The following is a 23,892-nucleotide window of genomic DNA, read 5'->3' on the forward strand; positions in this document are numbered from 1 at the left end:
CAACCATGGCAGAAACAACCGCTTCGGGCTATATCCAGCACCACTTGCAGAACCTGACCTTCGGTCAGCTACCTAATGGCGGCTGGGGCTTTGCCCACACCGCAGCAGAAGCCAAAGAAATGGGCTTCTGGGCCTTCCACGTCGATACCCTCGGCTGGTCTGTGGCGTTGGGTCTGATCTTCGTTCTTCTTTTCCGCATGGCGGCCAAGAAGGCAACTTCCGGTCAGCCAGGTGCTTTGCAGAACTTCGTTGAAGTATTGGTCCAGTTCGTCGATGGCAGCGTGAAAGACAGCTTCCATGGCCGTAGCCCAGTGATTGCACCGCTGGCACTGACCATCTTCGTCTGGGTGTTCCTGATGAACGCCATCGACCTGATCCCGGTCGACTGGATTCCTCAGCTGGCCATCCTGATCTCCGGCGATGCGCACATTCCGTTCCGCGCCGTGTCGACTACCGACCCGAACGCCACGCTGGCCATGGCTTTCTCGGTGTTCGCACTGATCATTTTCTACAGCATCAAGATCAAGGGCATCGGCGGCTTCATCGGCGAACTGACCCTGCACCCGTTCGGCAGCAAGAACATCTTCGTTCAGGCGCTGCTGATTCCGGTGAACTTCCTGCTTGAATTCGTGACGCTGATCGCCAAGCCAATCTCCCTGGCACTGCGTCTGTTCGGCAACATGTACGCTGGCGAACTGGTGTTCATCCTGATCGCCGTGATGTTCGGCAGCGGCCTGCTCTGGCTCAGCGGCCTGGGCGTGGTGCTGCAATGGGCGTGGGCTGTGTTCCACATCCTGATCATCACCCTGCAAGCGTTTATCTTCATGATGCTGACCATCGTCTACCTGTCGATGGCGCACGAAGAGAACCATTAAGACCGGTCTCGATCAGTCTGATGTCCCTCCCGGTCAAACGGGAGGGGGCCCGTCTAGGGCACGATGAAACGATTTGTTTTACCGCTTTAATCTAAAAAACCTAAACCATACGACGTAAAAGTCGGGAGGAAAGATGGAAACTGTAGTTGGTCTAACCGCTATCGCTGTTGCACTGTTGATCGGCCTGGGCGCACTGGGTACCGCAATTGGTTTCGGCCTGTTGGGTGGCAAGTTCCTGGAAGGCGCTGCGCGTCAGCCAGAGATGGTTCCAATGCTGCAAGTTAAAATGTTCATCGTTGCCGGCCTGCTCGACGCCGTAACCATGATCGGCGTTGGTATCGCTCTGTTCTTCACCTTCGCGAACCCCTTCGTTGGTCAACTCGCTGGCTAATCACTCGAATTTTCGAGTTGATTGGTGTGATGGACAACGAACGAGCGAGGTGTTGGCGTGAACATTAATGCAACCCTGATTGGCCAGTCCGTTGCGTTCTTCATTTTTGTACTGTTTTGCATGAAGTTCGTGTGGCCTCCGGTCATCGCGGCTTTGCACGAACGTCAGAAGAAGATCGCGGATGGACTGGACGCTGCCAGCCGAGCAGCTCGCGACCTGGAACTGGCCCAAGAGAAAGCGGGTCAGCAACTGCGCGAAGCAAAAGCTCAGGCAGCCGAAATCATTGAGCAAGCCAAGAAACGCGGTAACCAGATCGTCGAAGAGGCTGTTGAAAAAGCCCGTGTCGACGCTGACCGTGTGAAGGTTCAGGCTCAGGCCGAGATCGAGCAGGAACTGAACAGTGTCAAAGACGCGCTGCGTGCCCAACTGGGTGTGCTGGCCGTTGGCGGCGCCGAGAAGATCCTGGGCGCCACAATCGATCAAAACGCGCACGCGGAGCTGGTTAACAAACTGGCTGCTGAAATTTAAGCGAGGGCGATCATGGCAGAACTGACCACGTTGGCCCGACCTTACGCTAAGGCGGCCTTCGAGCACGCTCAGGCCCACCAGCAGCTGGCCTCTTGGTCAGCCATGCTCGGCCTGGCTGCAGCGGTGTCGCAAGACGACACCATGCGGCGCGTGCTCAAGGCCCCGCGACTGACGAGCGCAGACAAGGCCGCCACGTTTATCGACGTGTGCGGCGACAAGTTCGATGCCAAGGCACAGAATTTCATCCACGTCGTTGCCGAAAACGACCGTCTCCTGCTTCTGCCGGAGATCGCCGCTCTGTTCGACCTGTACAAGGCCGAGCAAGAGAAGTCGGTAGATGTGGAAGTCACCAGTGCTTTTGCGTTGAACCAAGAACAGCAAGACAAACTCGCCAAGGTTCTCAGTGCACGACTCGACCGGGAAGTGCGCCTGCAAGTTGCGGAGGACGCTGCCCTGATTGGTGGTGTCGTCATCCGCGCCGGCGACCTGGTTATCGATGGCTCGATTCGCGGCAAAATCGCGAAACTTGCCGAAGCATTGAAATCTTGAGTTTGAAGGGGCAGCAGAGCAATGCAGCAACTCAATCCTTCCGAAATAAGTGAAATTATCAAGGGCCGCATCGAAAAGCTCGATGTGACCTCTCAAGCCCGTAACGAAGGCACTGTCGTCAGCGTTTCTGACGGTATCGTGCGGATTCACGGTCTGGCCGACGTCATGTACGGTGAGATGATCGAGTTTCCGGGCGGTGTCTACGGTATGGCACTCAACCTCGAGCAAGACTCCGTAGGTGCCGTTGTACTGGGCGCATACACGACTCTGGCTGAAGGCATGAGCGCCAAGTGCACCGGCCGCATCCTCGAAGTTCCGGTTGGTAAGGAACTGCTGGGTCGCGTAGTCGACGCACTGGGTAACCCAGTTGACGGCAAAGGTCCGCTGAACAACACCGAGACCGACGCGGTCGAGAAAGTTGCTCCAGGCGTGATCTGGCGTAAGTCGGTAGACCAGCCTGTACAGACTGGCTACAAGGCTGTCGATGCCATGATCCCAGTCGGCCGTGGCCAGCGTGAGCTGATCATCGGTGACCGTCAGATCGGTAAGACCGCTCTGGCGATCGACGCGATCATCAACCAGAAAGACAGCGGCATCTTCTGCGTATACGTAGCAGTGGGTCAGAAGCAATCGACCATCGCCAACGTTGTTCGCAAGCTGGAAGAAAACGGTGCTCTGGCCAACACCATCATCGTGGCTGCCAGTGCTTCCGAATCCGCTGCCCTGCAATTCCTGGCACCGTACTCCGGTTGCACCATGGGCGAATACTTCCGCGACCGCGGTGAAGACGCGCTGATCGTTTATGACGATCTGTCCAAGCAAGCAGTGGCTTACCGCCAGATTTCCCTGCTGCTGCGCCGTCCACCAGGCCGTGAAGCTTACCCAGGCGACGTGTTCTATCTCCACTCCCGTCTGCTGGAGCGCGCATCCCGCGTTTCGGAAGAGTACGTAGAGAAGTTCACCAACGGCGCGGTAACTGGCAAGACCGGTTCCCTGACCGCACTGCCGATCATCGAAACCCAGGCTGGCGACGTTTCCGCGTTCGTTCCGACCAACGTGATTTCCATCACCGACGGTCAGATCTTCCTGGAATCGGCCATGTTCAACTCCGGCATCCGTCCGGCAGTGAACGCCGGTGTTTCGGTATCCCGTGTAGGTGGTGCCGCTCAGACCAAGATCATCAAGAAGCTGTCCGGTGGTATCCGTACCGCTCTGGCTCAGTACCGTGAACTGGCGGCATTTGCCCAGTTCGCTTCTGACCTGGACGAAGCGACCCGTAAGCAACTTGAACACGGTCAGCGCGTTACCGAGCTGATGAAGCAGAAGCAATACGCGCCTATGTCCATCGCTGACATGTCGCTGTCGCTGTATGCCGCTGAACGTGGGTTCCTGACTGACGTCGAAATCGCCAAGATCGGCAGCTTCGAACAAGCGCTGATTGCTTACTTCAACCGCGATCACGCCGATTTGATGGCGAAGATCAACGTGAAGGGTGACTTCAATGACGAAATCGACGCTGGCCTGAAAGCCGGTATCGAGAAGTTCAAGGCCACCCAAACCTGGTAAGCCGCAGCGGGGGCCGCGAGGCTCCCGCTTGCTAACCTGATAGGTGTTACATGGCAGGCGCAAAAGAGATTCGCAGTAAGATTGCGAGCATCAAAAGCACGCAAAAGATTACCAGCGCCATGGAAAAAGTGGCGGTCAGCAAAATGCGCAAGGCACAAATGCGCATGGCTGCTAGCCGTCCTTACGCGGAGCGCATCCGCCAGGTTATTGGTCATCTGGCCAACGCCAACCCGGAATATCGCCACCCGTTCATGATCGACCGTGCCATCAAGCGCGTCGGTTATATCGTGGTGAGCAGTGACCGTGGTCTGTGCGGTGGTTTGAATACCAACCTGTTCAAGGCTTTGGTCAAGGACATGGCGGTAAACCGCGAAAATGGCGTCGAGATCGATCTGTGCGTGGTTGGCAGCAAAGGTGCGGCTTTCTTCCGTAACTTCGGCGGTAACGTCGTCGCTGCAATCAGCCACCTGGGTGAAGAGCCGTCGATCAATGATCTGATCGGCAGCGTCAAGGTGATGCTGGATGCCTACCTGGACGGCCGGATTGACCGCCTGTCCGTGGTGTCCAACAAGTTCATCAACACCATGACGCAGCAGCCTACGGTGGAGCAGTTGATTCCGCTGGTGGCAACCCCGGATCAAGAACTCAAGCACCACTGGGACTATCTCTACGAACCGGATGCCAAAGAGCTGCTTGACGGCTTGATGGTTCGCTACGTGGAGTCGCAGGTCTACCAGGCGGTGGTCGAGAACAACGCGGCTGAACAAGCTGCGCGGATGATCGCGATGAAGAACGCTACCGACAACGCCGGTGATTTGATCAGCGATTTGCAGCTGATCTACAACAAGGCGCGTCAGGCTGCGATCACCCAAGAGATCTCGGAAATCGTCGGCGGCGCTGCCGCGGTTTAACGGTTCAAATATTCAGAGGATCCAGCTATGAGTAGCGGACGTATCGTTCAAATCATCGGCGCCGTTATCGACGTGGAATTTCCACGCGACAGCGTACCGAGCATCTACGACGCCTTGAAGGTTCAAGGCGCCGAAACCACTCTGGAAGTTCAGCAGCAGCTGGGCGACGGCGTGGTACGTACCATTGCGATGGGCTCCACCGAGGGCTTGAAGCGCGGTCTGGACGTCAACAACACTGGCGCAGCCATCTCCGTACCGGTCGGTAAAGCGACCCTGGGCCGGATCATGGACGTACTGGGCAACCCGATCGACGAAGCTGGCCCGATCGGTGAAGAAGAGCGTTGGGGCATTCACCGTCCTGCGCCGACCTTCGCTGAACAAGCTGGCGGCAACGACCTGCTGGAAACCGGCATCAAGGTTATCGACCTGGTTTGCCCGTTCGCCAAGGGTGGTAAAGTCGGTCTGTTCGGTGGTGCCGGTGTGGGCAAAACCGTAAACATGATGGAACTGATCCGTAACATCGCCATCGAGCACAGCGGTTATTCCGTGTTCGCCGGTGTGGGTGAGCGTACTCGTGAGGGTAACGACTTCTACCACGAGATGAAGGATTCCAACGTTCTGGACAAAGTGGCACTGGTATACGGCCAGATGAACGAGCCGCCGGGAAACCGTCTGCGCGTAGCTCTGACCGGCCTGACCATGGCCGAGAAGTTCCGTGACGAAGGTAACGACGTTCTGCTGTTCGTCGACAACATCTATCGTTACACCCTGGCCGGTACCGAAGTATCCGCACTGCTGGGCCGTATGCCTTCGGCAGTAGGTTACCAGCCGACCCTGGCTGAAGAGATGGGCGTTCTGCAAGAACGTATCACTTCGACCAAGCAAGGCTCGATCACCTCGATCCAAGCGGTATACGTACCTGCGGACGACTTGACCGACCCGTCGCCAGCGACCACCTTCGCCCACTTGGACGCCACCGTCGTTCTGTCCCGTGACATCGCTTCCCTGGGTATCTACCCAGCGGTAGACCCACTGGACTCGACTTCCCGTCAGCTGGACCCGAACGTGATCGGCACCGAGCACTACGAAACCGCTCGTGGCGTTCAGTACGTGCTGCAGCGCTACAAAGAGCTGAAGGACATCATTGCGATCCTGGGTATGGACGAACTGTCCGAAGCCGACAAGCAACTGGTATCCCGCGCTCGTAAGATCCAGCGCTTCCTGTCGCAGCCGTTCTTCGTGGCTGAAGTCTTCACTGGTTCTCCAGGCAAATACGTTTCCCTGAAAGACACCATCGCTGGCTTCAAAGGCATCCTCAACGGTGACTACGACCATCTGCCAGAACAAGCGTTCTACATGGTTGGTGGCATCGAAGAAGCGATCGAGAAAGCCAAGAAACTGTAATCCCGGCGCCCGGCAACGGGCGCTAATTTAGGTTGAGGCAAGCAGATGGCTATGACAGTCCATTGCGATATCGTCAGCGCGGAAGGAGAAATCTTCTCCGGTCTGGTCGAGATGGTGATCGCACACGGTGAGCTGGGGGATCTTGGTATCGCCCTGGGTCACGCTCCGCTGATCACTAACCTGAAACCAGGTCCGATCCGCTTGATCAAACAGGGCGGGGAAACCGAGGTGTTCTACATCTCCGGTGGTTTCCTCGAGGTTCAGCCGAACATGGTCAAGGTTCTTGCCGACACCGTGCAGCGTGCTGCCGACCTGGACGAAGCCTCCGCTCAGGAAGCCGTCAAGGCTGCCGAGAAGGCCTTGCATGAAAAAGGCTCGGAGTTCGACTACGGTGCCGCTGCTGCACGTCTGGCCGAGGCCGCAGCCCAGCTGCGCACCGTCCAGCAGATCCGCAAGAAGTTCGGCGGCTAAGCCGCGGGATTTCCGCGTGATTGATTAAAAAGGGTAGCCTCGGCTACCCTTTTTTCTTTTTTGTAATTCACCTCTTGGTCGCAGCCGCCGACCACCCAGGATTGGTAGCCAGTCATGTCTCTCGAAATCGTTATCCTCGCTGCCGGTCAAGGCACTCGCATGCGTTCGTCGTTGCCCAAGGTTCTGCACCCGGTGGCGGGCGACTCGATGCTTGGTCATGTTATCCACAGCGCCCGGCAACTCGATCCACAACGCATCCATGTCGTCATCGGCCACGGTGCCGATGCGGTGCGCGAGCGCCTGGCGGCGGATGACCTGAATTTCGTGCTGCAGGACAAGCAGCTCGGCACCGGCCACGCTGTGGCCCAGGCCGTGCCTTTCATTACTGCTGACACCGTGCTGATCCTGTACGGCGATGTGCCGCTGATCGAGGTGGAAACCCTGCAACGCCTGCTCAAGCAGGCGGGCCCTGAGCAACTGGGCCTGCTCACTGTCGAGCTGGCCGATCCGACCGGTTACGGCCGCATCGTGCGTGACGCTGCCGGCAAGGTGGCCGCCATCGTCGAGCAGAAGGATACCAACGAAGCCCAGCGCGCGATCACCGAAGGCAACACCGGCATTCTCGCGGTACCGGCCAATCGCCTCGGTGACTGGATGAGCCGACTGTCGAACAACAACGCCCAGGGCGAGTATTACCTGACCGACGTGATCGCCATGGCGGTCAGCGACGGCCTGGCGGTGGCCACCGAGCAACCCCACGACGCCATGGAAGTGCAGGGCGCCAACGATCGCAAGCAGTTGGCCGAGCTGGAGCGTCATTACCAGCTGCGGGCGGCCCGTCGCCTGATGGCCCAGGGCGTGACCCTGCGCGATCCTGCGCGTTTCGATGTGCGTGGCGAAATCAGCGTCGGCCGCGACGTGCTGATCGACATCAACGTGATTCTCGAAGGTCGCGTGGTCATCGAGGACGACGTGGTGATCGGCCCGAACTGCGTGATCAAGGACAGCACCCTGCGCAAGGGCGTGGTGATCAAGGCCAACAGCCATATTGAAGGCGCTGTGCTGGGCGAGGGCAGCGATGCCGGCCCGTTCGCCCGCCTGCGTCCGGGTACCGTCCTGGATGCCCGTGCCCATGTGGGTAACTTTGTCGAGTTGAAGAACGCGCACATGGGCGAGGGCGCCAAGGCCGGTCACCTGGCCTACCTGGGCGATGCCGAGATCGGTGCGCGCAGCAATATCGGCGCCGGCACCATTACCTGCAACTACGATGGCGCCAACAAGCATCGGACGGTGCTGGGCGAAGACGTATTCATCGGTTCCAACAACTCCTTGGTGGCACCTGTGGATATCCAGGATGGCGCCACTACGGCGGCCGGTTCCACCATCAACCAGACTGTGGAAAAAGCCCAGCTGGCCGTGGCCCGTGCCCGGCAGAAGAACATCGACGGCTGGAAACGCCCGGTGAAAATCAAGAAGAGCTGAGTTATCCACAACACAGTGGTCGGTGCTCTCGAGATTGCTTTCGCGGGCAAGCCTCGCTCCTACAGATATCACTGTCTGTAGGAGCGAGGCTTGCCCGCGATGCTTTTATCCACAGCATTTTTTCATTTCCCTCGCTTGACGAATTTCCGGCAATAGGTTTTGATTGCTTCCGTTATCTTTCGAATCGAAACTTAAGTGCTCATGTCGAAACGCAATACGCCCCAACGCCGTCACAACATTCTTGCCTTGCTCAATGAACAGGGCGAGGTGAGCGTGGACGAGCTGGCTAAACGCTTCGAAACTTCGGAAGTTACGATCCGTAAGGACCTGGCAGCCCTGGAGAGCAACGGCCTGTTGCTGCGGCGCTACGGCGGCGCAATCACCATGCCGCAGGAACTGGTTGGCGATATTGGCCAGCCGGTCTCCCGCTATAAACAAGCCATCGCCCGCGCGGCGGTGGCGCGGATTCGCGAACACGCACGCATCATCATCGACAGCGGCAGTACCACCGCGGCCATGATCCCCGAACTCGGCCAGCAGCCGGGCCTGGTGGTGATGACCAACTCGCTGCATGTGGCCAATGCCCTGAGCGAACTGGAGCACGAGCCGGTGCTGTTGATGACCGGCGGCACCTGGGACCCGCATTCCGAGTCGTTCCAGGGGCAGGTCGCCGAGCAGGTATTGCGTTCCTACGACTTCGACCAGCTGTTTATCGGTGCCGATGGCATCGATCTGGTGCGCGGGACCACCACCTTCAACGAGTTGCTCGGCCTGAGCCGAGTGATGGCCGAGGTGGCGCGGGAAGTCGTGGTGATGGTCGAGGCCGACAAGATCGGCCGCAAGATTCCCAACCTGGAGCTGCCCTGGAGCAGCGTCCATACCCTTATTACCGATGATCGCCTGCCTGCAGAGGCCCGCGACCAGATTCAGGCCCGCGGCATCACGCTGATTTGCGCGGCAGTCATCTAGGAGAGAAACCATGTGTGGAATTGTCGGTGCTGTTGCTGAACGGAATATCACGCCCATCCTGCTCGAAGGCCTCAAGCGCCTCGAATACCGCGGCTATGACAGCGCCGGGGTGGCGGTCCTGACCAACGATGGCAAGCTTGAGCGCCTGCGTCGTCCGGGCAAGGTCAGCGAACTGGAACAGGCCCTGGCCAGCGAACCATTAATCGGTCGTCTGGGCATCGCCCACACCCGCTGGGCCACTCACGGCGCGCCGTGCGAACGCAACGCCCACCCGCATTTCTCCGGTGACCTGGCAGTTGTCCATAACGGCATCATCGAGAACCATGAAGCCCTGCGCGAGCAGCTCAAAGACCTGGGTTACGTGTTCACTTCGGACACCGACACCGAAGTCATCGCTCACCTGCTGGACCACAAGATCAAGGACCTGGGCGACCTGACCGTGGCCCTGAAAGCCACCGTCAAGGAGCTGCACGGCGCCTATGGCCTGGCTGTGATCAGCGCCAGCCAGCCGGACCGCCTGGTCGCCGCCCGCAGTGGCAGCCCGCTGGTGATCGGCCTGGGCCTGGGTGAGAACTTCCTGGCTTCCGACCAACTGGCCCTGCGCCAGGTAACCGACCGCTTCATGTACCTGGAAGAGGGCGATATCGCCGAGATTCGCCGCGACAGCGTGCAGATCTGGAATGTCGATGGCAAAGCGGTGGAACGCGAAGCCGTGCAATACCGCGACGGTGCCGAAGCCGCCGAGAAAGGCGAGTTCCGCCACTTCATGCTCAAGGAAATCCACGAGCAGCCAGCCGTGGTGCAACGCACCCTCGAAGGCCGCCTGAGCCCGAACCAGGTGCTGGTCCAGGCCTTCGGTCCACAGGCCGCCGAGTTGTTCGCCAAAGTGCGCAATGTGCAGATCGTCGCCTGCGGTACCAGCTACCACGCCGGCATGGTTGCCCGTTACTGGCTGGAAGAGCTGGCCGGGATTCCGTGCCAGGTCGAAGTGGCCAGCGAATTCCGCTACCGCAAGGTGGTGGTGCAGCCGGACACCCTGTTCGTGACCATCTCCCAGTCCGGCGAAACCGCCGACACCCTGGCCGCCCTGCGCAACGCCAAGGAACTGGGCTTCCTCGCCAGCCTGGCAATCTGCAACGTCGGTATCAGCTCGCTGGTGCGTGAATCCGACCTGACCCTGCTGACCCAGGCCGGTCGCGAGATCGGCGTGGCCTCCACCAAAGCCTTCACCACCCAGCTGGTGGGCCTGCTGTTGCTGACCCTGTCCCTGGGCCAGGTCCGCGGCACCCTGGGCGAAGGCGTCGAAGCCACCCTGGTGGAAGAACTGCGGCGCTTGCCGACCCGCCTGGGCGAAGCCCTGGCGATGGACAGCACGGTGGAAAAAATCGCCGAACTGTTCGCCGAGAAGCACCACACCCTGTTCCTCGGTCGTGGCGCGCAATTCCCGGTGGCGATGGAAGGGGCACTCAAGCTCAAGGAAATCTCCTACATCCACGCCGAAGCCTACCCGGCCGGTGAGCTCAAGCACGGTCCGTTGGCCCTTGTGGATAACGACATGCCGGTGGTCACCGTGGCGCCGAACAACGAGCTGCTGGAAAAGCTCAAGTCCAACCTGCAGGAAGTCCGCGCCCGTGGCGGCGAGCTGATCGTCTTTGCCGACGAGCAGGCCGGCATGACCAACGGCGAGGGCACGCATGTTATCCACATGCCGCATATCCACGACATCCTGTCGCCGATCCTCTACACCATCCCGCTGCAACTGCTGTCGTATTACGTCGCGGTGCTCAAGGGCACTGACGTCGACCAGCCGCGCAACCTGGCCAAGTCGGTGACGGTGGAGTGAGTTATCCACAACCGGGCTGATTTTTTCGACCCGGTCGGCGCTTTGACAACGGGCCTATATGGCCCGTTGCCTTATGTCCGGATTGTTCAAAACAATATGATGAAACGATATAGCAACTGATTTGCGCTCCTAAAAAGGCTGATCTATACCTCCAAGCCACACATTGATGAGGTGTGTGGCAAGCAAGGGCTCACGGAACCGGAGCTCCTGCATAACAAGGATAAAACAGCGCTTCAAGGATGATTCAGCCATGCATGCGTATCGGCATTTCGGTCGTTGTTCCGTTTTTCAACGAAGCCACAATTCTTCGATCCAGGTTTTCGGCCAGGTAGCTCATTGCCACCAGCGCTCGATTCGACCTGATTCCCCTCCTACCTATCGCCTTCGCGGCGCTATCCCTTCTGCCCATCGCGCCTCTATGGCTCCTCGGTCTCAACCGGGTGTCGGCGTGTGGCGTGAAACATCCGAGTGTTCCACCCGGGTGACCCTGGGCAACAGCCCGAACGGACTCTGTAAAGGTGATCCGTTGTTCTGAGGCAATCCTGCCTCGATTGAAGCGAATGTCGGACCGGATCGGCTCACCCCGCAGGTGACCCGAGGCGGATCCCGTGTAGTCGTTCGTCCAACCTTTTCATGACGCAGTACCCACTTTTCCAGGATGGAGATGGTTATGACTGTACTCAGAGTTGGCATCGTCGGCCTCGGCGCGCAGATGCAAGAAAACCTGCTGCCTACGCTTCTGCAAATGCCGGATATTCGCATCGTCGCCGTGTGCGACAGCGACTTGAACCGCGCCGGACAGATTCACCGTTTCATCTCCGAGGTCGCAATCACCGACGACTTCGACGAGATGCTCGATACCGCTGCGCTGGATGCGGTGGTCATGGCTTGTCCGCCCCAGGCGCACCGCGACCTGGCGATCAAGGCAATGGCCAAGGGCGTGCATGTCTTTGTCGAGAAGCCGCCGTGCTTCACCCTCGCCGAGCTCGAATACCTGATCGGCGCGGCTCGCCAGGCCCAGGTGGTCACCGGTGTGGGGATGAACTTCAAATATGCCAAGCCGATGCGCCAGCTGCGCGATATGACGCGCACCGAGCAGTTCGGCAAGGTCGTGCACATCCAGCTCAACCACTATGCGAGCAAACCCACCGCGCCGCTGTGGGGGCTGGATTCCACCCTGCGTTCGTTCCTGCTGGCCCAGGCGATTCACACCATCGACCTTGGCGTGACCTTCGGCGGTGGCGAATTGCGCGATATCGAATCCCGGGTGCAGCGCCACGAGGACTCGTTGCTGGTGAGCCTGGAGCTCGGCTTCAGCTCCGGCGCGACGGTCAGCCTGCTGAGCGGGACCATGTTCCCGTATTTCGAATTCGACATGAAGATTGTCAGCTCCAATTCGATGATGGTCGAGCTCAACAACCTGTGGAACATCACCCTGCACGAGCCGGTGCATGGCACCGGGGCAACCGGCACCGCCAAGCGCTGGCGCGGCGCGTGGCAGCCAGGGCCGCTGGATTCGGGTTATGAGCGCAGCGGTTATTTCGGCGAACTGGAGAAGTTCTTCGACGCGGTGCGCAACCGTTCGCCTTACGAGGCCAGCTTCGAAAGCCTGCTGCCGACCTTCCGGGTGATCGAGCAGATCTGTCATGCCGACAGCGCCCGCGCCGATGTCGCCCCCGTGCTTGCCCTCCACTCCACCCATGCCGCCAAGTCCCCAGCCTTTCTCGGAGCCCAGACCAATGTCCTCTAATCTCTCCAGCGCTGCCCGCATTTCCGTTTCCGACAAGTACCGTCCGGTGTACGCCGACGATCTGCTGACCCTGCAGAACACCCTGGAACGGCCGCTGTCCGGCACCAGCGATGTGGTGGGCGAGTACGAGGCCAAGCTGGCGGCCTGGTTCGAGGCGCGGCATGCGATCGCAGTCTCCTCGGGTGGCGCGGCCCTGAGCGTGGCGATCTATGCCGCCGGCGTCGGTCCCGGCGACGACGTCCTGCTGACGCCGAGCTGCCCGCTGTGCACCATCTATCCGATCATGGCCGCGGGTGCCAACCCGATCTTCGTCGACACCCGCCGTCACGGTTTCGGCGCCGACCCGGAATCGATCAAGGCCCGCATCACCCCGCGCACCCGGGCGATCATCGATATTCCGATGTGGGGCTACCCCACCGAAGTCGATGAGCTGCAAGGCCTGACCCGCGAGCTGGGGATCAAGCTGATCCTCGACCTGGCGCATTCCCATGGCAGCACCCTCAACGGCCGGCCGCTGTCGGCCTATGGCGACCTGTCGTGCTTCAGCACCCACGAGCGCAAGCCGCTGGCCACCGGCGAGGGCGGTTTCATCCTCACCGACGACGACCAACTGGCCCAGCGCTGCCGCGACTACAGCCGTTTCGGCAACCTCAACGGCAAGGACTTCGGCCTCAACTACAAGCTGGCCGCGCTGCCTGCCGCCCTGGGCGCCAACCGCCTGGATTCGCTGGCCGCGCAGATCGAGCAACGACGCGCCAATGCCAGCTACTTCCTGCAGCAGCTCGACCATAGCAAGGTGCGGGAAAAGGTCATCATCGAGGGCGGGCGGACCAACTACTACTTCCTCAACCTGGAGCTGCATTTCGCCGACAACCGGGCCTTCATCGATTACCTGGACGAGGCGGGCATCCCGTCGGACATCAAGCGCTACGGCTGCAAGGCACTCTACGAGTTCCCGGCGCTGGCCCAGTACCGCAACGACTGCCCGAACGCCGAGGCGCTGCTGGCCAGCATGACCACCATCCCGGTCCATCCGGACATCACCCGCGCCGAACTGGACTACATGGCCGAACGGATCAACCAGTACGGTGCGCCATGATGACGGATGTCCTCGATCGTTCGACCCTGGACCGGCATTTCACGGCCTCGGCGTTCGTGTTGAACCCGGACCGCAAGATGCTCCTGCTGCACCATCGCAAGCTGGGGGTCTGGCTGTACCCGGGCGGCCATATAGAGCAGGGCGAAACCCCTGATGTGGCAGTGCTGCGCGAGATCTACGAGGAAACCGGGATTCACGCCGCCCTGCTGGGCGAGCGTGACCTGGAACTGGCCGATGCCGAGACCGATGTCACGGTGTTGCACCAGCCTTACCGGATCCTCTGCGAGTTCATCGATGACAAGCGCGGGCCGCATTACCACCTGGACCTGATCTACCTCACCGCCACCGACCTGCGGGCTTGCCCGCCGGAGCGCGAGGTGGAAAACGCGCGCTTCTTCAGCCGGCAGGAAACTGCCGAGCTGAAGATGTTCCCCAACTTCCGGCGCATGGTGGACCGGATATTCGCCGATGCCGAGGTGTGGGACATGGTCGGCAGGAAGGTGGCGCCATGAACCAGGCCATCTCCCGACCCACCCGGGTCATCGCGGACAAGTGCGGCCACGATACCGCCGACGATGTGCCCGAGCTGCAACGCGCCCTGGCGACAGGGCTGACCGGCACCTCGCAGATCGTCGAGGACTACGAGACTGCGCTCGCCGTGCTGTACGGCGTGCGCCACGTGATCGCTGTGTCGTCGGGGGCCGCTTCGGTCACCGCGGCACTGGCCGGCGTGCGCTTCCAGCCGGGGGACGAGGTGATAGTCGCGCCCACGTGCCCGATCTGCACCGTCCTGCCGATCCTGTCCCTGGGCCTGGTCCCGGTGTTCTGCGATGTGGCGCCGGACAACTTCGGGCTCGACCCGGATGACCTGCAACGCTGCATCGGCCCGCGGACCTGCGCGGTGATCGAGGTGCCGATGTGGGGCTATCCGATTGCCTCGCACACCACCTGGGCCACCGCGCGCCAGGCCGGCATCCCGCTGATCCAGGACCTGGCCCATGCGCACCTGACACGCCTGAACGGCAGCTGGTTGGCGCAGCATGGCGACATCAGCTGCTTCAGCACCCATGACTGCAAGTTCATGTCCACCGGTGAGGGCGGCTTTGTCATGACCGATGACGACGAGCGCGCCAGCCGTATCCGGGCCTACACCCGCTTCGGCAACCTCACCGGTGAAACCCTGGGCATCAACCTCAAGCTCGGTGGCCTGCAGGCCGCCCTCGGGCTGGCGCGTTCGCGGCAACTGGAAAGCCGGTTGCACCAGCGCCAGGACAACCGCCGGCGGCTGCTGGAGCAACTGGACAACCCGGCGCTGCGCGAGCTGCCGCTGACCCCCGGTGGAGAGGCCAACTCCTATGCCTTGCTGTTGCAGGCAGTGGGGCACGATGGGCGTGAACTGGTGCATTACCAGCAGCGTCATGGCATCCCTTCGGACATCGGCAAGTACGACAACCAGCCGCTGTACCAGTTGCCGCTGCTGGCGCAGTACCGCCGCGATTGCCCCAACGCCGCCCGGTTGCTGCGTTCGCTGACTACGGTGCCGCTGCACCCGGGCCTGGCGGACGACGACCTGGCCTACATTGCAAAGGTGCTCAATGACTACTCCCCAGCCTGATACCGCCGCGGGCGGTCGCCATGCCGTGGTCATCGGCGGCAGCGTGACGGGCTGCCTGACGGCCGCGGTCCTGGCCCGGCGTTTCCAGCGGGTCACGGTGATCGAGAAGAGCGATTTCTTCGACGAGACCGGGCCGCGCCAGAGCCTGCCCCAGGAGCATCACGTCCACCTGTTGTTGCTGCGCGGCAAGCAGATCATCGAAGGCATCTTCCCCGGCACCCTGAGCGCCCTGGAGCAGGGGGGCGCGCAAGTGGCCGACCTGGGCCATGACGTGAAGTGGTACCAGGGCGGGCGTTGGAAGAACCGCTACCGCAGTGGCATCTATGCCCATTACTGCAGCCGGCGGCTGATCGACAACCAGCTGCGCCGGGCCTTGCTCGGCGTGCTGAACGTCGAGGTGCTGTCCAGCACCCGGGTCACACGAATCGAGTTCACCGGGGCCGATCCGTCCCGGCGGGTCGAGGCGGTGACCGTCGACGATGGGCATGGCGAGCGGACGCTGCGCTGCGACCTGCTGGTGGACGCCAGCGGGCGTGGCACGCGCTTGCCGACGTGGCTGAAAGAGGCCGGCTTCGGCGAGGTCGAGACCAGCGTGGTCAAGACCGAGCTGGGTTATGCGTCGCGCATCTACCGGCGCCTGCCGGCCTATGCCGAGCAGTGGCAAGTGCTGCTGGTGCTGCCCAAGGCGCCGTTGCAGCGTTCCATGGGGGTGATCAGCCCGATCGAAGGCGACCGTTGGATGGTCACCACCGGCGGCTGGTTCGGCCACTTTCCCGGCAACGACCCGCAGGAGTTCCTGCAGGCGCTGGCGGCGCTTCCGGTGCCGGACATCCATGAGGTGATTCGCGACGCCGAACCGCTGTCGCCGGTCCATACCTTCAAGATGCCCGGCAGTCGCCGCACCCACTTCGACCGGGTCGAGCACTGGCCCGCCGGGCTGCTGGTGGTCGGCGACGCCCTGAGCAGCATGAACCCGCTGTACAGCCAGGGCATGACCATCGGCGCGCTGGAGGCCGATTGCATCGACCGCCACATCGACGAGGTATTGCTGCAGGGAGGCCAGGGCTTTCGCCAGTTGCAGGGCCGCCTGTGCGGGGTGGTCGATGGCGCCTGGAGCATGGCCACCACCGAAGACTTCCGCTTTCCCGAAACCGTCGGCCAGCGCAGTTGGCGCACCCGTTTCCATCATTGGTACGGCGCCGGCCTGGGCCAGGTCTCGGCGAACAATCGGCGGGCCCTGGAAACCCAGATTGGCGTGACCAACCTGGTGATGGAGCCCAGCAAGCTATACACACCGGCGATCGCCTCGCGCATCGCCCTCAACGCCCTTCTTGCGGAGAAAACCCGACCATGATCGATGATCGACTGCACTTCTCGGGGATCGAACACCTGGTATTCGACTGGAACGGCACCCTGATCGACGACATCGCCCTGGCGGTCAGCGCGGTCAATCGCTGTGGCGAGCGCTATGCGGTGCCGCCCATCGATGCCGTTCGTTACCGGGCGCTGTTCGACTTTCCGATTGCCGATTTCTACGCCTCCCTGGGGTTCGATCTGCAGCGCACGCCCTTCGCGCAAATCGTCGAACACTACCTGGAGCACTTCGATACGAATGTCGCGCAGTGCCCGCTGCACGATGGGGTGTTCGAGGTATTGGAGGCGGCGCGCAATGCCGGCATCGGCGTCTCCATCGTGTCCGCCTCGCATTGCGACGTGCTGCTCCAGACCCTGGAGGCCAAGGGCCTGCGCGGGCATTTCGAGCATGTCGTGGGGCTGAGCCACAACCAGGCCACCAGCAAGACCGCCGAGGCCCTGATGCTCCAGGAGAAGCTCGGCACGCCGGCCGGGTGCACCCTGTTCATCGGCGACACCCTGCACGACTACGACGTGGCGCGGGCCGTCGGCTGGAAGCCGCTGCTGGTCAGCACCGGCCATCAGGACATCGACCGCCTGCGGCAGGCCGACGCCCCGGTCTTCGGCGGGCTGGGCGAATTGCTGGGCCATTACGCCAGCAACGAGCGGCGCGCCGTCGTTCGCGAGGGGGCCTGATCATGGACACTGCGCACATTGTCCTGCTTGGCCTGATCGCTGTTTCGCTGCTGTTGCGCGGGCTGGTGGCGTTCTATTACCGGGATGCGCAGCGGGTGCTGCGCCTGCTCAAGCTGATACCGCGCCTGGAAGGGCGGCGGGAGCAGTACTACCGTCCGCTGGATACCTGGTTCGCGCCGCTGCCCTTTGTCTGGACGTGGCTGGATATCGTCGCCGCGGTGCAGGCGGCGTCGATCTACTCGTCGCCGCTGGCCTGGCTGGCCGTGCTGTTGTGGAGCGGCGGGCGCATGCGCGCGTTGCAGGAGTTCGGGCACAACGCGGTGCACTTCGCCCTGTGTCGCCACCATGGCTGGCAGTGGTGGCTGAGCAACCTGTTCTACCAGTTTCCGATGTTCAAGCGCGACATGCGCAGCCGGCACCAGACCCATACCCTGGAGCACCATCGCCACCCCAACCATCCCGAACTTGATCCCAACCGCGCCCGGGTGCAGGCCGGCGGCTACGTTGCCGGCCTGTCGCCCAGCGGTTTCTATGGCCTGTTGCTGTACCCGCTGACCCCTCGCGGGGCCTGGGTGAATCTCACCACCCTGGTGCGCAGCAGCCTGCTCAACCACTCCCGCCTGACCACCCTGGCGCGCTGCCTGAGTGTGGCGGCGGTGGCGGCGTTGCTGTACGCCTTCGGCGGCTGGAAAGGCGTGTTGTTCGGCTGGTTGCTGCCGTTGCTGACGTCCTATCCGGTGTTTGCCTGGATCTCGCTGCTGACCGAGCACCGCTGGTTCATCGAAGGCAGCGCGCGCAACCGCCGCGAGTTGGAATACCTGGCGGGCCGACCCACCGATTACTTCGGGGTATCCGGCTGGCTGGTGCGGGTGTTCATCGCCCCGACGTCCGACGCCTATCACCTGGCGCATTCCCTGTACCCCGGCGTGCGCTGGAACTACCTGCCGGCGATCGACCGGCACCTGAAAATCCACGAACCGCGCTACAGCACCAACGCCAGCGAAGGGTTGCTGCTGCCCCGCGGCAATGCGCCCACGGCCCTGTCCGAACTCTATGAACGCCTGGTGTGCACCGAACACGAACCGTCCCCCCTGAAGTCGAGAGGTAGCCTGTGACCCATTCCACTCCAACCCCGCACGTTCAACGTATCGGCATCATCGGCGGCAGCGGCCTGCAACAGCTGCCGGGCCTGCAGGACATTCAGCAGGTGGAGTGCACGACCGCCTTCGGCACGCCGTCGTCGCCGCTCACCCTGGGCACGCTCAATGGCGTGCCCGTGGCCTTTGTCCAACGGCATGGCGTGGGCCATGTGATTCCGCCGGCCTCGATCAATGCCCGCGCCAACATCGCCGCGCTGCGCAGTGTCGGTTGCACGCAACTGCTGTCGGTCAGCGCGGTGGGCAGCCTGACCCACGACGCGCCTCCAGGCAGCTTTGTGCTGATCGACCAGTACATCGACCGCACCATCCAGCGTGACAAAACCTTTTTCGGCCCCGGGCTGGTCGGCCATGTGCCCTTCGGCGAGCCGGTCTGCGCGCGCATGCGCGGCGTGCTCGCCGAGAGTGCCGAGGCCAGCGATATCCAGGCACGCAACGGCGGCACCTACGTGGTCATGGAAGGCCCGCAGTTCTCGACCCGCGCCGAGTCCCACCTGTACCGCCAGTGGGGCGGCACGGTGATCGGCATGACCGCGATGCCCGAAGCCAAGCTGGCCCGCGAGGCCGAGCTTTGCTACGCGATGATCGCCATTCCGACCGATTTCGACTGCTGGCACGAATCCCACGAGCCGGTGAACGCCACGCTGGTGGCGCAACGCATGGCGGAGACCTTCAACCTGACCCGGCGCCTGGTGACCGAAGCCGTGACCCGTTTGGGCCGGCATGCCGGGGCCTGCCCCTGCGGTTGCGACCGCGCCCTGGACACCGCGGTGATGACCGCTCCCGAGCACCGCGACCCGCGCATGGTCGAGCGCCTGTTGAGCGTTGCGCCCAATGCCACTCATTTGTCCGCGAACAAGGAATGAATCGATGAACCAGGCCATCCCCACCAAGGACCGTGTGCGGATCCATCAGGTCGAAGTGCTTTCGGACAACTGGTACGTGTTGCGCAAGACCACCTACGACTTCCAGGGCCGCGACGGCGTCTGGCGCACCCTGGACCGGGAAACCTACGACCGCGGCAATGGCGCCACCATCCTGCTGTACAGCCGGGCCAAGCAGACGGTGGTGCTGACCCGGCAGTTTCGCTTCCCGGCCTTCGTCAACGAACACGACGGCATGCTGATCGAAACCTGCGCCGGGCTGCTGGACAAGGACGATGCCCGTACCTGCATCCACAAGGAGACGGAGGAGGAAACCGGCTACCGCATCCGTGAGGTGCGCAAGGTGTTCGAGGCCTTCATGAGCCCGGGGTCGGTCACCGAGCGCCTGCACTTTTTCGTCGGCGAATATTTCGACGAAGACAAGCAGAGCGAGGGCGGCGGCCTGGAACACGAGGGCGAAGAGATCGAAGTGCTGGAGCTGCCGATCGACCGCGCCCTGGCCATGATCGACAGCGGCGAGATCTGCGACGGCAAGACCATCATGCTGCTGCAGTACGCCAAGCTGCACCGTTTGCTGGAGGCCGCCGATGACTGAGCTCAACGCCATCAGCTCGATGGAGCATGCCGAGCTGGCCGAATTCATCGCCGGCATCAGCCAGCACATCGGCATGCCGGTGCGCCTGACCCGTTGCTCCACCTCGGAGCTGATCGAACGCCTGCACAGCGGCAGCGCCGGGGCCTGGGACCTGTTGCTGGGCACGGCGGCCACCGCCTTGCTCGACCCCGGCCTGGCCTGGCAATTGATGCCGCTGACGGACATCGAATTCGCCGGCCTGCCGGACGCCGCGGTGGCCACGGATCGCCGCTGGTTCGCCGCGTCGGGTTTCGTCCCGGCCTTCTGTTATGACCCCAAGGTCCTCGCCCGCGAGGGCCTGGCGGTGCCGACCCGTTGGCAGAACCTGACCGCTCCCGAGTGGTCCGGGCGGCTGGCCTTGCCCGACCCCGGGCGCTCCGGCGCCGGCTACCTGCACCTTGGCGCGCTGCTCGAACATTACGGCGAGCAGGCCTGGGCGCTGCTGGCCCAGGTGGCCAGGCAAGCCCCTTCGATCAGCGGTTCCTCCACGGCGCCGATCGAGGCGGTCGTGCAGGGGCAGGCCTGGCTGGGGGTAACGGTGTCGACCGCGGCCACTCGCGCCGCCGAACAGCACCCGCACCTGCGCTGGTGCGTGCCGGAAGATGCGCGCTGTTATGAGGACGAGGTGTTCGCCTGTCGGGCCGGCTCGCCCAACGCCGCCCATGCGCAGCAGGCGTTGCAGTGGATGCTCACGCCTGCCGCGGCGGCGATCAGCCAGCGTTATGGCAAGGTGGTGCCGGGCCAGGCCCATCCGACCGGTGCGCTGCAACCGCTGCCGGCCGTGCAGGCCAGTCGGGACAAGGCCGCGCGCTGCCGGCAATGGCAGGCGCTGTTCTCCCGGGAGACGGCTCATGGCTGAAGCCGCGCGGGATTCCAGTCAAGCGCTCGGCCGCCAGGAGCAGGTCCGTGAAGCGCGCCCGTGGTTCCTTTACCTGCTGTTCGGGCTGTTCGGCGCCCAGCAAGGGTTGCTCGGGCCGATCATGCCGTTCCTGCGCGAAACCCTGGCGCTCGACCTCGGTTGGGCCGGCCTGCATTTCGCCGCCTATGCCGCCGGCCTGGCGCTGGTCGGCTGGCCCTATCGCTGGCTGGAGCGACGGGCGCGGTCGACGAGCATGAGCACCATCGCCTGCCTCTCGGTGGTGATCGCCAGCAGCTTGTTCGCGCTGGCCGGGCACTGGTCGCTGACCTTGCTCGCCGCCGGGGCGATGGGCCTGTCGGGTGGGTTTGTGCTGGCGGTGGGGCAGGCGGCCCTGGGCGAGCGTTATCGCGAGCAGGCCGCGCCGAGGCTGGTGGAGGCGCATATAGTCGCCGGGCTGTGCGTGCTCGGCGGCGCCTTGCTGGTGGGGAGCATGACCGGCCTGGGGCTGTCCTGGCGCCTGGTGCCGGGCAGCATCGCCGCCATCGCGCTGCTGGTGACCGTGCTCTCGCTGAGTGCCTGGAACGCCCCGGCGACAGTCGCCGCCACCCATCAAGCCAGCGAGAGCGGGCAGAGCCTCATGACCCGGCGGGTTCAGCTGAGCCTGTGGGCCTTGGTGCTGCTGGGGATCTCCGCGGAATGGGGCGTCGGTTTCTGGGGCGCGGAATACCTGGCCGTGCACGTCCAGGTCAGCGCCTCGGCCGCGGCCACGCTGATGAGCCTGTATTTTGCCGGCACGGTGTGCGGGCGCCTGGCCAGCCGTTATGCGTTGAGCCGCATCAGCCCGTTGCCGCTGCTGGTCGGCGTGATGCTCGGGGCCATCGCCACCCTGGTGCTGCTGTACTTCAGCCAGACCCAACTGCTCACTGCCTTGTTGATCTTTGTCCTGGGTGCCTGCCTGGGCAATTTCTTCCCGTTGATCCTCGGTTCGGCGATGCGTGTCGCGCCCCGGGCCAGTTCGGCCATCAGCGCCCAGGCCTCCCAGGCGGTGGGCGTGGCGCTGTTGCTGGCGCCGTTCCTGCTCGGCCTGCTGTCCGAGCGGATCGGTGTCGAAGCGGCTTTCAGCCTGTTGATCGTTTATCCCTTTCTCATGCTGCCGATCGCGCGCGGTCTGCATTTTCCCGGAGCACGCCCTTGAAGCTTTCTGCCCTGCTGTTCGATCTCGACGGCACCCTCATCGACACCGATGACCTGCACCTCAACGCCTACAACCAGTTGCTGGCGCGCTGGGGCAAGTCCATGAGCCTGGATTACTACAAGGCCCATGTGATGGGCTTTCCCGACGACATGATTTTCTCCGGCCTGTTTCCCAATGCCCCGGCGGCGCAGTACCCGGAGCTGGCGGCACAGAAGGAGGCCATGTTCCGCGCCCAACTGCGCGAGACCACGCCGGTGCCTGGCGTATTGCGCACCCTGGATTATGCCCAGGCGGCCGGCATCCCCATGGCGGTGGTGACCAACGCACCCCGGGAAAACGCCGAAGCCATGCTCCAGGGCCTGGGGATTGCCGAGCGTTTCGATGCGCTGGTGATCGGCGGTGAGCTGGCGCGCGGCAAGCCCGACCCGCTGCCTTACCTGACGGCCCTGCAACTGCTGGAGGTGAGCGCCGATCAGGCGCTGGCCTTCGAGGACTCGCTGGCCGGTGTGCGCTCCGCGGCGGCGGCGGGCATCCACACCTTCGGCATGCTGTCGGGGCTCGAGGAAACTCAGCTTCGCGAGGCGGGTGCGCGGAGTATCATCCGGGACTTCAACGATGAGGCCTTGTGGCAGCGACTCCAGGTCCCTGCCTGAGCCCGGGCGGTCCATGCGGGACGGTGCCGGGGCAGGGCGCCGTACTGCGAGGACCGCCATGGACCGATTCCAGGAAATGCAGGTGTTCATCAGCGTCGCCCAGGAGCAGGGCTTCGCTGCCGCGGCCCGGCGCCTGGGGCTGTCCGCGCCCAGCGTGACCCGGGCGGTGGCGGCGCTGGAGCAGCGTATCGGCACCCAGTTGCTGACCCGCACCACGCGCAATGTGCTGCTGACGGAAGCCGGCCAGCGTTACCTGGAAGACAGCCGGCGCATCCTCGCCGAGTTGCAGGACGCCGAGGCCTCGGCCGCCGGCATCCATGCCCTCCCGCGCGGCCAACTGACGATCACCGCGCCGGTGCTGTTCGGCGAGTTGTTCGTGACCCCGCTGATGGTGGATTACCTGGAACGCTTTCCCGAGGTCAGCATCAATGCCCTGCTGGTCGATCGGGTGGTGAGCATGGTCGAGGAAGGCATGGACGTCGCGGTGCGCATCGGCGAGTTGCCCGACAGCGGCCAGCACGCCATGCGCGTCGGCGAGGTGCGGCGGGTCATCTGCGCGTCCCCGGCTTTCCTGGCCCGGCATGGGCGGCCGCGCCATCCGCAGGAGTTGCGCCAGGCGCCGCTGATTGCGCCGTCGTCCATCGGCCAGTCCAGGAGCTGGCTGTTCAACGAGGGCGGAACCCCCTTGAGCGTTCGTCCGGAGCCGCGGCTGGTGGTTACCGCCAACCAGGCGGCGATCAGTGCCGCGTGCCTGGGGCTGGGCCTGACCCGGGTGCTGTCGTACCAGGTCGCGGGCAAGGTGGCGGCTGGTGAGCTGGAGATTGTTTTGGCTGAGTTCGAATTGGCGCCGCTGCCGATCCATGTGGTGTATCAGGGCGGGCGCAAGGCCCCGGCACGGGTGCGCAGTTTCGTCGACTTCGCGGTGCAGGCGCTGCGCGAACATCCGGCGTTGCAGTCGTAGCGCGGATCATTGCGCTGGCTGAAATGATGGATTGTGTTTTCTGGTGA

The 23,892-nt window shown here is 62.9% G+C and carries 24 protein-coding genes; all 24 read left to right on the forward strand.

The genetic code is table 11. From position 1 onward, the window contains the following. Nucleotides 1-5 precede the first annotated feature (5 nt). The 24 genes from atpB to DK261_RS22075 all read left to right on the forward strand — a co-directional run bounded on the left by atpB (nucleotide 6) and on the right by DK261_RS22075 (nucleotide 23,845). Nucleotides 6-875 carry a F0F1 ATP synthase subunit A gene (gene atpB, locus DK261_RS21960; RefSeq protein ID WP_007924498.1) on the forward strand — a complete coding sequence of 290 codons (870 nt, stop codon included), beginning with the start codon at nucleotides 6-8 and terminating at the stop codon, nucleotides 873-875. Between the two features lie 133 nt (nucleotides 876-1,008). Then, nucleotides 1,009-1,266, forward strand: a complete 258-nt coding sequence (gene atpE, locus DK261_RS21965; RefSeq protein ID WP_002555987.1) for a F0F1 ATP synthase subunit C — start codon at nucleotides 1,009-1,011, stop codon at nucleotides 1,264-1,266. Nucleotides 1,267-1,323: 57 nt separating this feature from the next. Beyond that, nucleotides 1,324-1,794 carry a F0F1 ATP synthase subunit B gene (locus DK261_RS21970; protein ID WP_007924504.1) on the forward strand — a complete coding sequence of 157 codons (471 nt, stop codon included), beginning with the start codon at nucleotides 1,324-1,326 and terminating at the stop codon, nucleotides 1,792-1,794. 12 nt (nucleotides 1,795-1,806) lie between these two features. Then, nucleotides 1,807-2,343: a F0F1 ATP synthase subunit delta gene (locus DK261_RS21975; protein ID WP_007924505.1), complete on the forward strand. Its 537-nt coding sequence runs from the start codon at nucleotides 1,807-1,809 to the stop codon at nucleotides 2,341-2,343. Between the two features lie 21 nt (nucleotides 2,344-2,364). Then, complete coding sequence (gene atpA, locus DK261_RS21980; protein WP_009051698.1) at nucleotides 2,365-3,909, forward strand: F0F1 ATP synthase subunit alpha; 1,545 nt, start codon at nucleotides 2,365-2,367, stop codon at nucleotides 3,907-3,909. A 50-nt stretch (nucleotides 3,910-3,959) separates the two neighbouring features. After that, on the forward strand, nucleotides 3,960-4,820 hold the full coding sequence (atpG, locus tag DK261_RS21985) for a F0F1 ATP synthase subunit gamma (RefSeq protein WP_007924507.1): 861 nt from the start codon (nucleotides 3,960-3,962) through the stop codon (nucleotides 4,818-4,820). Between the two features lie 27 nt (nucleotides 4,821-4,847). Then, complete coding sequence (gene atpD / locus DK261_RS21990) at nucleotides 4,848-6,224, forward strand: F0F1 ATP synthase subunit beta (protein WP_009051697.1); 1,377 nt, start codon at nucleotides 4,848-4,850, stop codon at nucleotides 6,222-6,224. Nucleotides 6,225-6,269: 45 nt separating this feature from the next. Further along, on the forward strand, nucleotides 6,270-6,695 hold the full coding sequence (locus DK261_RS21995) for a F0F1 ATP synthase subunit epsilon (RefSeq protein WP_009051696.1): 426 nt from the start codon (nucleotides 6,270-6,272) through the stop codon (nucleotides 6,693-6,695). A gap of 114 nt (nucleotides 6,696-6,809) precedes the next feature. After that, entirely contained in the window at nucleotides 6,810-8,177 is a 1,368-nt protein-coding gene (gene glmU / locus DK261_RS22000; protein ID WP_110176357.1) for a bifunctional UDP-N-acetylglucosamine diphosphorylase/glucosamine-1-phosphate N-acetyltransferase GlmU, read from the forward strand. Nucleotides 8,178-8,378: 201 nt separating this feature from the next. Next, complete coding sequence (locus DK261_RS22005; RefSeq protein WP_007924514.1) at nucleotides 8,379-9,146, forward strand: DeoR/GlpR family DNA-binding transcription regulator; 768 nt, start codon at nucleotides 8,379-8,381, stop codon at nucleotides 9,144-9,146. A gap of 10 nt (nucleotides 9,147-9,156) precedes the next feature. After that, nucleotides 9,157-10,989 (forward strand): glutamine--fructose-6-phosphate transaminase (isomerizing), encoded by a 1,833-nt coding sequence (gene glmS, locus DK261_RS22010; protein ID WP_110176359.1) that lies wholly within the window; start codon nucleotides 9,157-9,159, stop codon nucleotides 10,987-10,989. A gap of 670 nt (nucleotides 10,990-11,659) precedes the next feature. Further along, nucleotides 11,660-12,739 (forward strand): Gfo/Idh/MocA family protein, encoded by a 1,080-nt coding sequence (locus tag DK261_RS22015; RefSeq protein WP_009051693.1) that lies wholly within the window; start codon nucleotides 11,660-11,662, stop codon nucleotides 12,737-12,739. Beyond that, a complete protein-coding gene (locus DK261_RS22020; RefSeq protein ID WP_009051692.1) occupies nucleotides 12,729-13,838 on the forward strand; it encodes a DegT/DnrJ/EryC1/StrS aminotransferase family protein in 1,110 nt (369 codons plus the stop codon). The genes DK261_RS22015 and DK261_RS22020 overlap by 11 nt, the downstream gene beginning before the upstream one ends. Beyond that, complete coding sequence (locus DK261_RS22025; RefSeq protein ID WP_016703956.1) at nucleotides 13,838-14,350, forward strand: NUDIX hydrolase; 513 nt, start codon at nucleotides 13,838-13,840, stop codon at nucleotides 14,348-14,350. Before DK261_RS22020 ends, DK261_RS22025 begins: the two co-directional genes overlap by 1 nt. Beyond that, the gene (locus tag DK261_RS22030) at nucleotides 14,347-15,453 is read left to right on the forward strand and encodes a DegT/DnrJ/EryC1/StrS aminotransferase family protein (RefSeq protein WP_103330789.1); all 1,107 of its coding nucleotides are present in this window, start codon (nucleotides 14,347-14,349) and stop codon (nucleotides 15,451-15,453) included. The genes DK261_RS22025 and DK261_RS22030 overlap by 4 nt, the downstream gene beginning before the upstream one ends. Continuing rightward, on the forward strand, nucleotides 15,434-16,807 hold the full coding sequence (locus DK261_RS22035; protein ID WP_009051689.1) for an NAD(P)/FAD-dependent oxidoreductase: 1,374 nt from the start codon (nucleotides 15,434-15,436) through the stop codon (nucleotides 16,805-16,807). Before DK261_RS22030 ends, DK261_RS22035 begins: the two co-directional genes overlap by 20 nt. Continuing rightward, nucleotides 16,804-17,502, forward strand: coding sequence for an HAD family hydrolase (locus DK261_RS22040; RefSeq protein ID WP_110176361.1), 699 nt, complete (start codon nucleotides 16,804-16,806; stop codon nucleotides 17,500-17,502). The genes DK261_RS22035 and DK261_RS22040 overlap by 4 nt, the downstream gene beginning before the upstream one ends. Nucleotides 17,503-17,504: 2 nt before the next feature. Beyond that, nucleotides 17,505-18,617, forward strand: a complete 1,113-nt coding sequence (locus tag DK261_RS22045) for a fatty acid desaturase (protein WP_110176363.1) — start codon at nucleotides 17,505-17,507, stop codon at nucleotides 18,615-18,617. Beyond that, nucleotides 18,614-19,525, forward strand: coding sequence for an S-methyl-5'-thioadenosine phosphorylase (mtnP, locus tag DK261_RS22050; RefSeq protein ID WP_028683596.1), 912 nt, complete (start codon nucleotides 18,614-18,616; stop codon nucleotides 19,523-19,525). Before DK261_RS22045 ends, mtnP begins: the two co-directional genes overlap by 4 nt. 4 nt (nucleotides 19,526-19,529) lie before the next feature. Continuing rightward, nucleotides 19,530-20,138: a GDP-mannose pyrophosphatase NudK gene (gene nudK / locus DK261_RS22055; RefSeq protein WP_009051685.1), complete on the forward strand. Its 609-nt coding sequence runs from the start codon at nucleotides 19,530-19,532 to the stop codon at nucleotides 20,136-20,138. Beyond that, a complete protein-coding gene (locus DK261_RS22060) occupies nucleotides 20,131-21,036 on the forward strand; it encodes an ABC transporter substrate-binding protein (protein WP_110176365.1) in 906 nt (301 codons plus the stop codon). Before nudK ends, DK261_RS22060 begins: the two co-directional genes overlap by 8 nt. Further along, on the forward strand, nucleotides 21,029-22,231 hold the full coding sequence (locus tag DK261_RS22065; protein ID WP_110176367.1) for a sugar MFS transporter: 1,203 nt from the start codon (nucleotides 21,029-21,031) through the stop codon (nucleotides 22,229-22,231). Before DK261_RS22060 ends, DK261_RS22065 begins: the two co-directional genes overlap by 8 nt. Continuing rightward, a complete protein-coding gene (locus DK261_RS22070) occupies nucleotides 22,228-22,884 on the forward strand; it encodes an HAD family phosphatase (RefSeq protein ID WP_009051682.1) in 657 nt (218 codons plus the stop codon). Before DK261_RS22065 ends, DK261_RS22070 begins: the two co-directional genes overlap by 4 nt. Nucleotides 22,885-22,942: 58 nt before the next feature. After that, a complete protein-coding gene (locus tag DK261_RS22075; RefSeq protein WP_009051681.1) occupies nucleotides 22,943-23,845 on the forward strand; it encodes a LysR family transcriptional regulator in 903 nt (300 codons plus the stop codon). The last annotated feature ends 47 nt before the right edge of the window (nucleotides 23,846-23,892 follow it).

This window comes from Pseudomonas sp. RW409, assembly GCF_003184125.1.
In the GTDB taxonomy this organism is placed as follows: Bacteria; Pseudomonadota; Gammaproteobacteria; order Pseudomonadales; family Pseudomonadaceae; genus Aquipseudomonas; species Aquipseudomonas chlororaphis_I.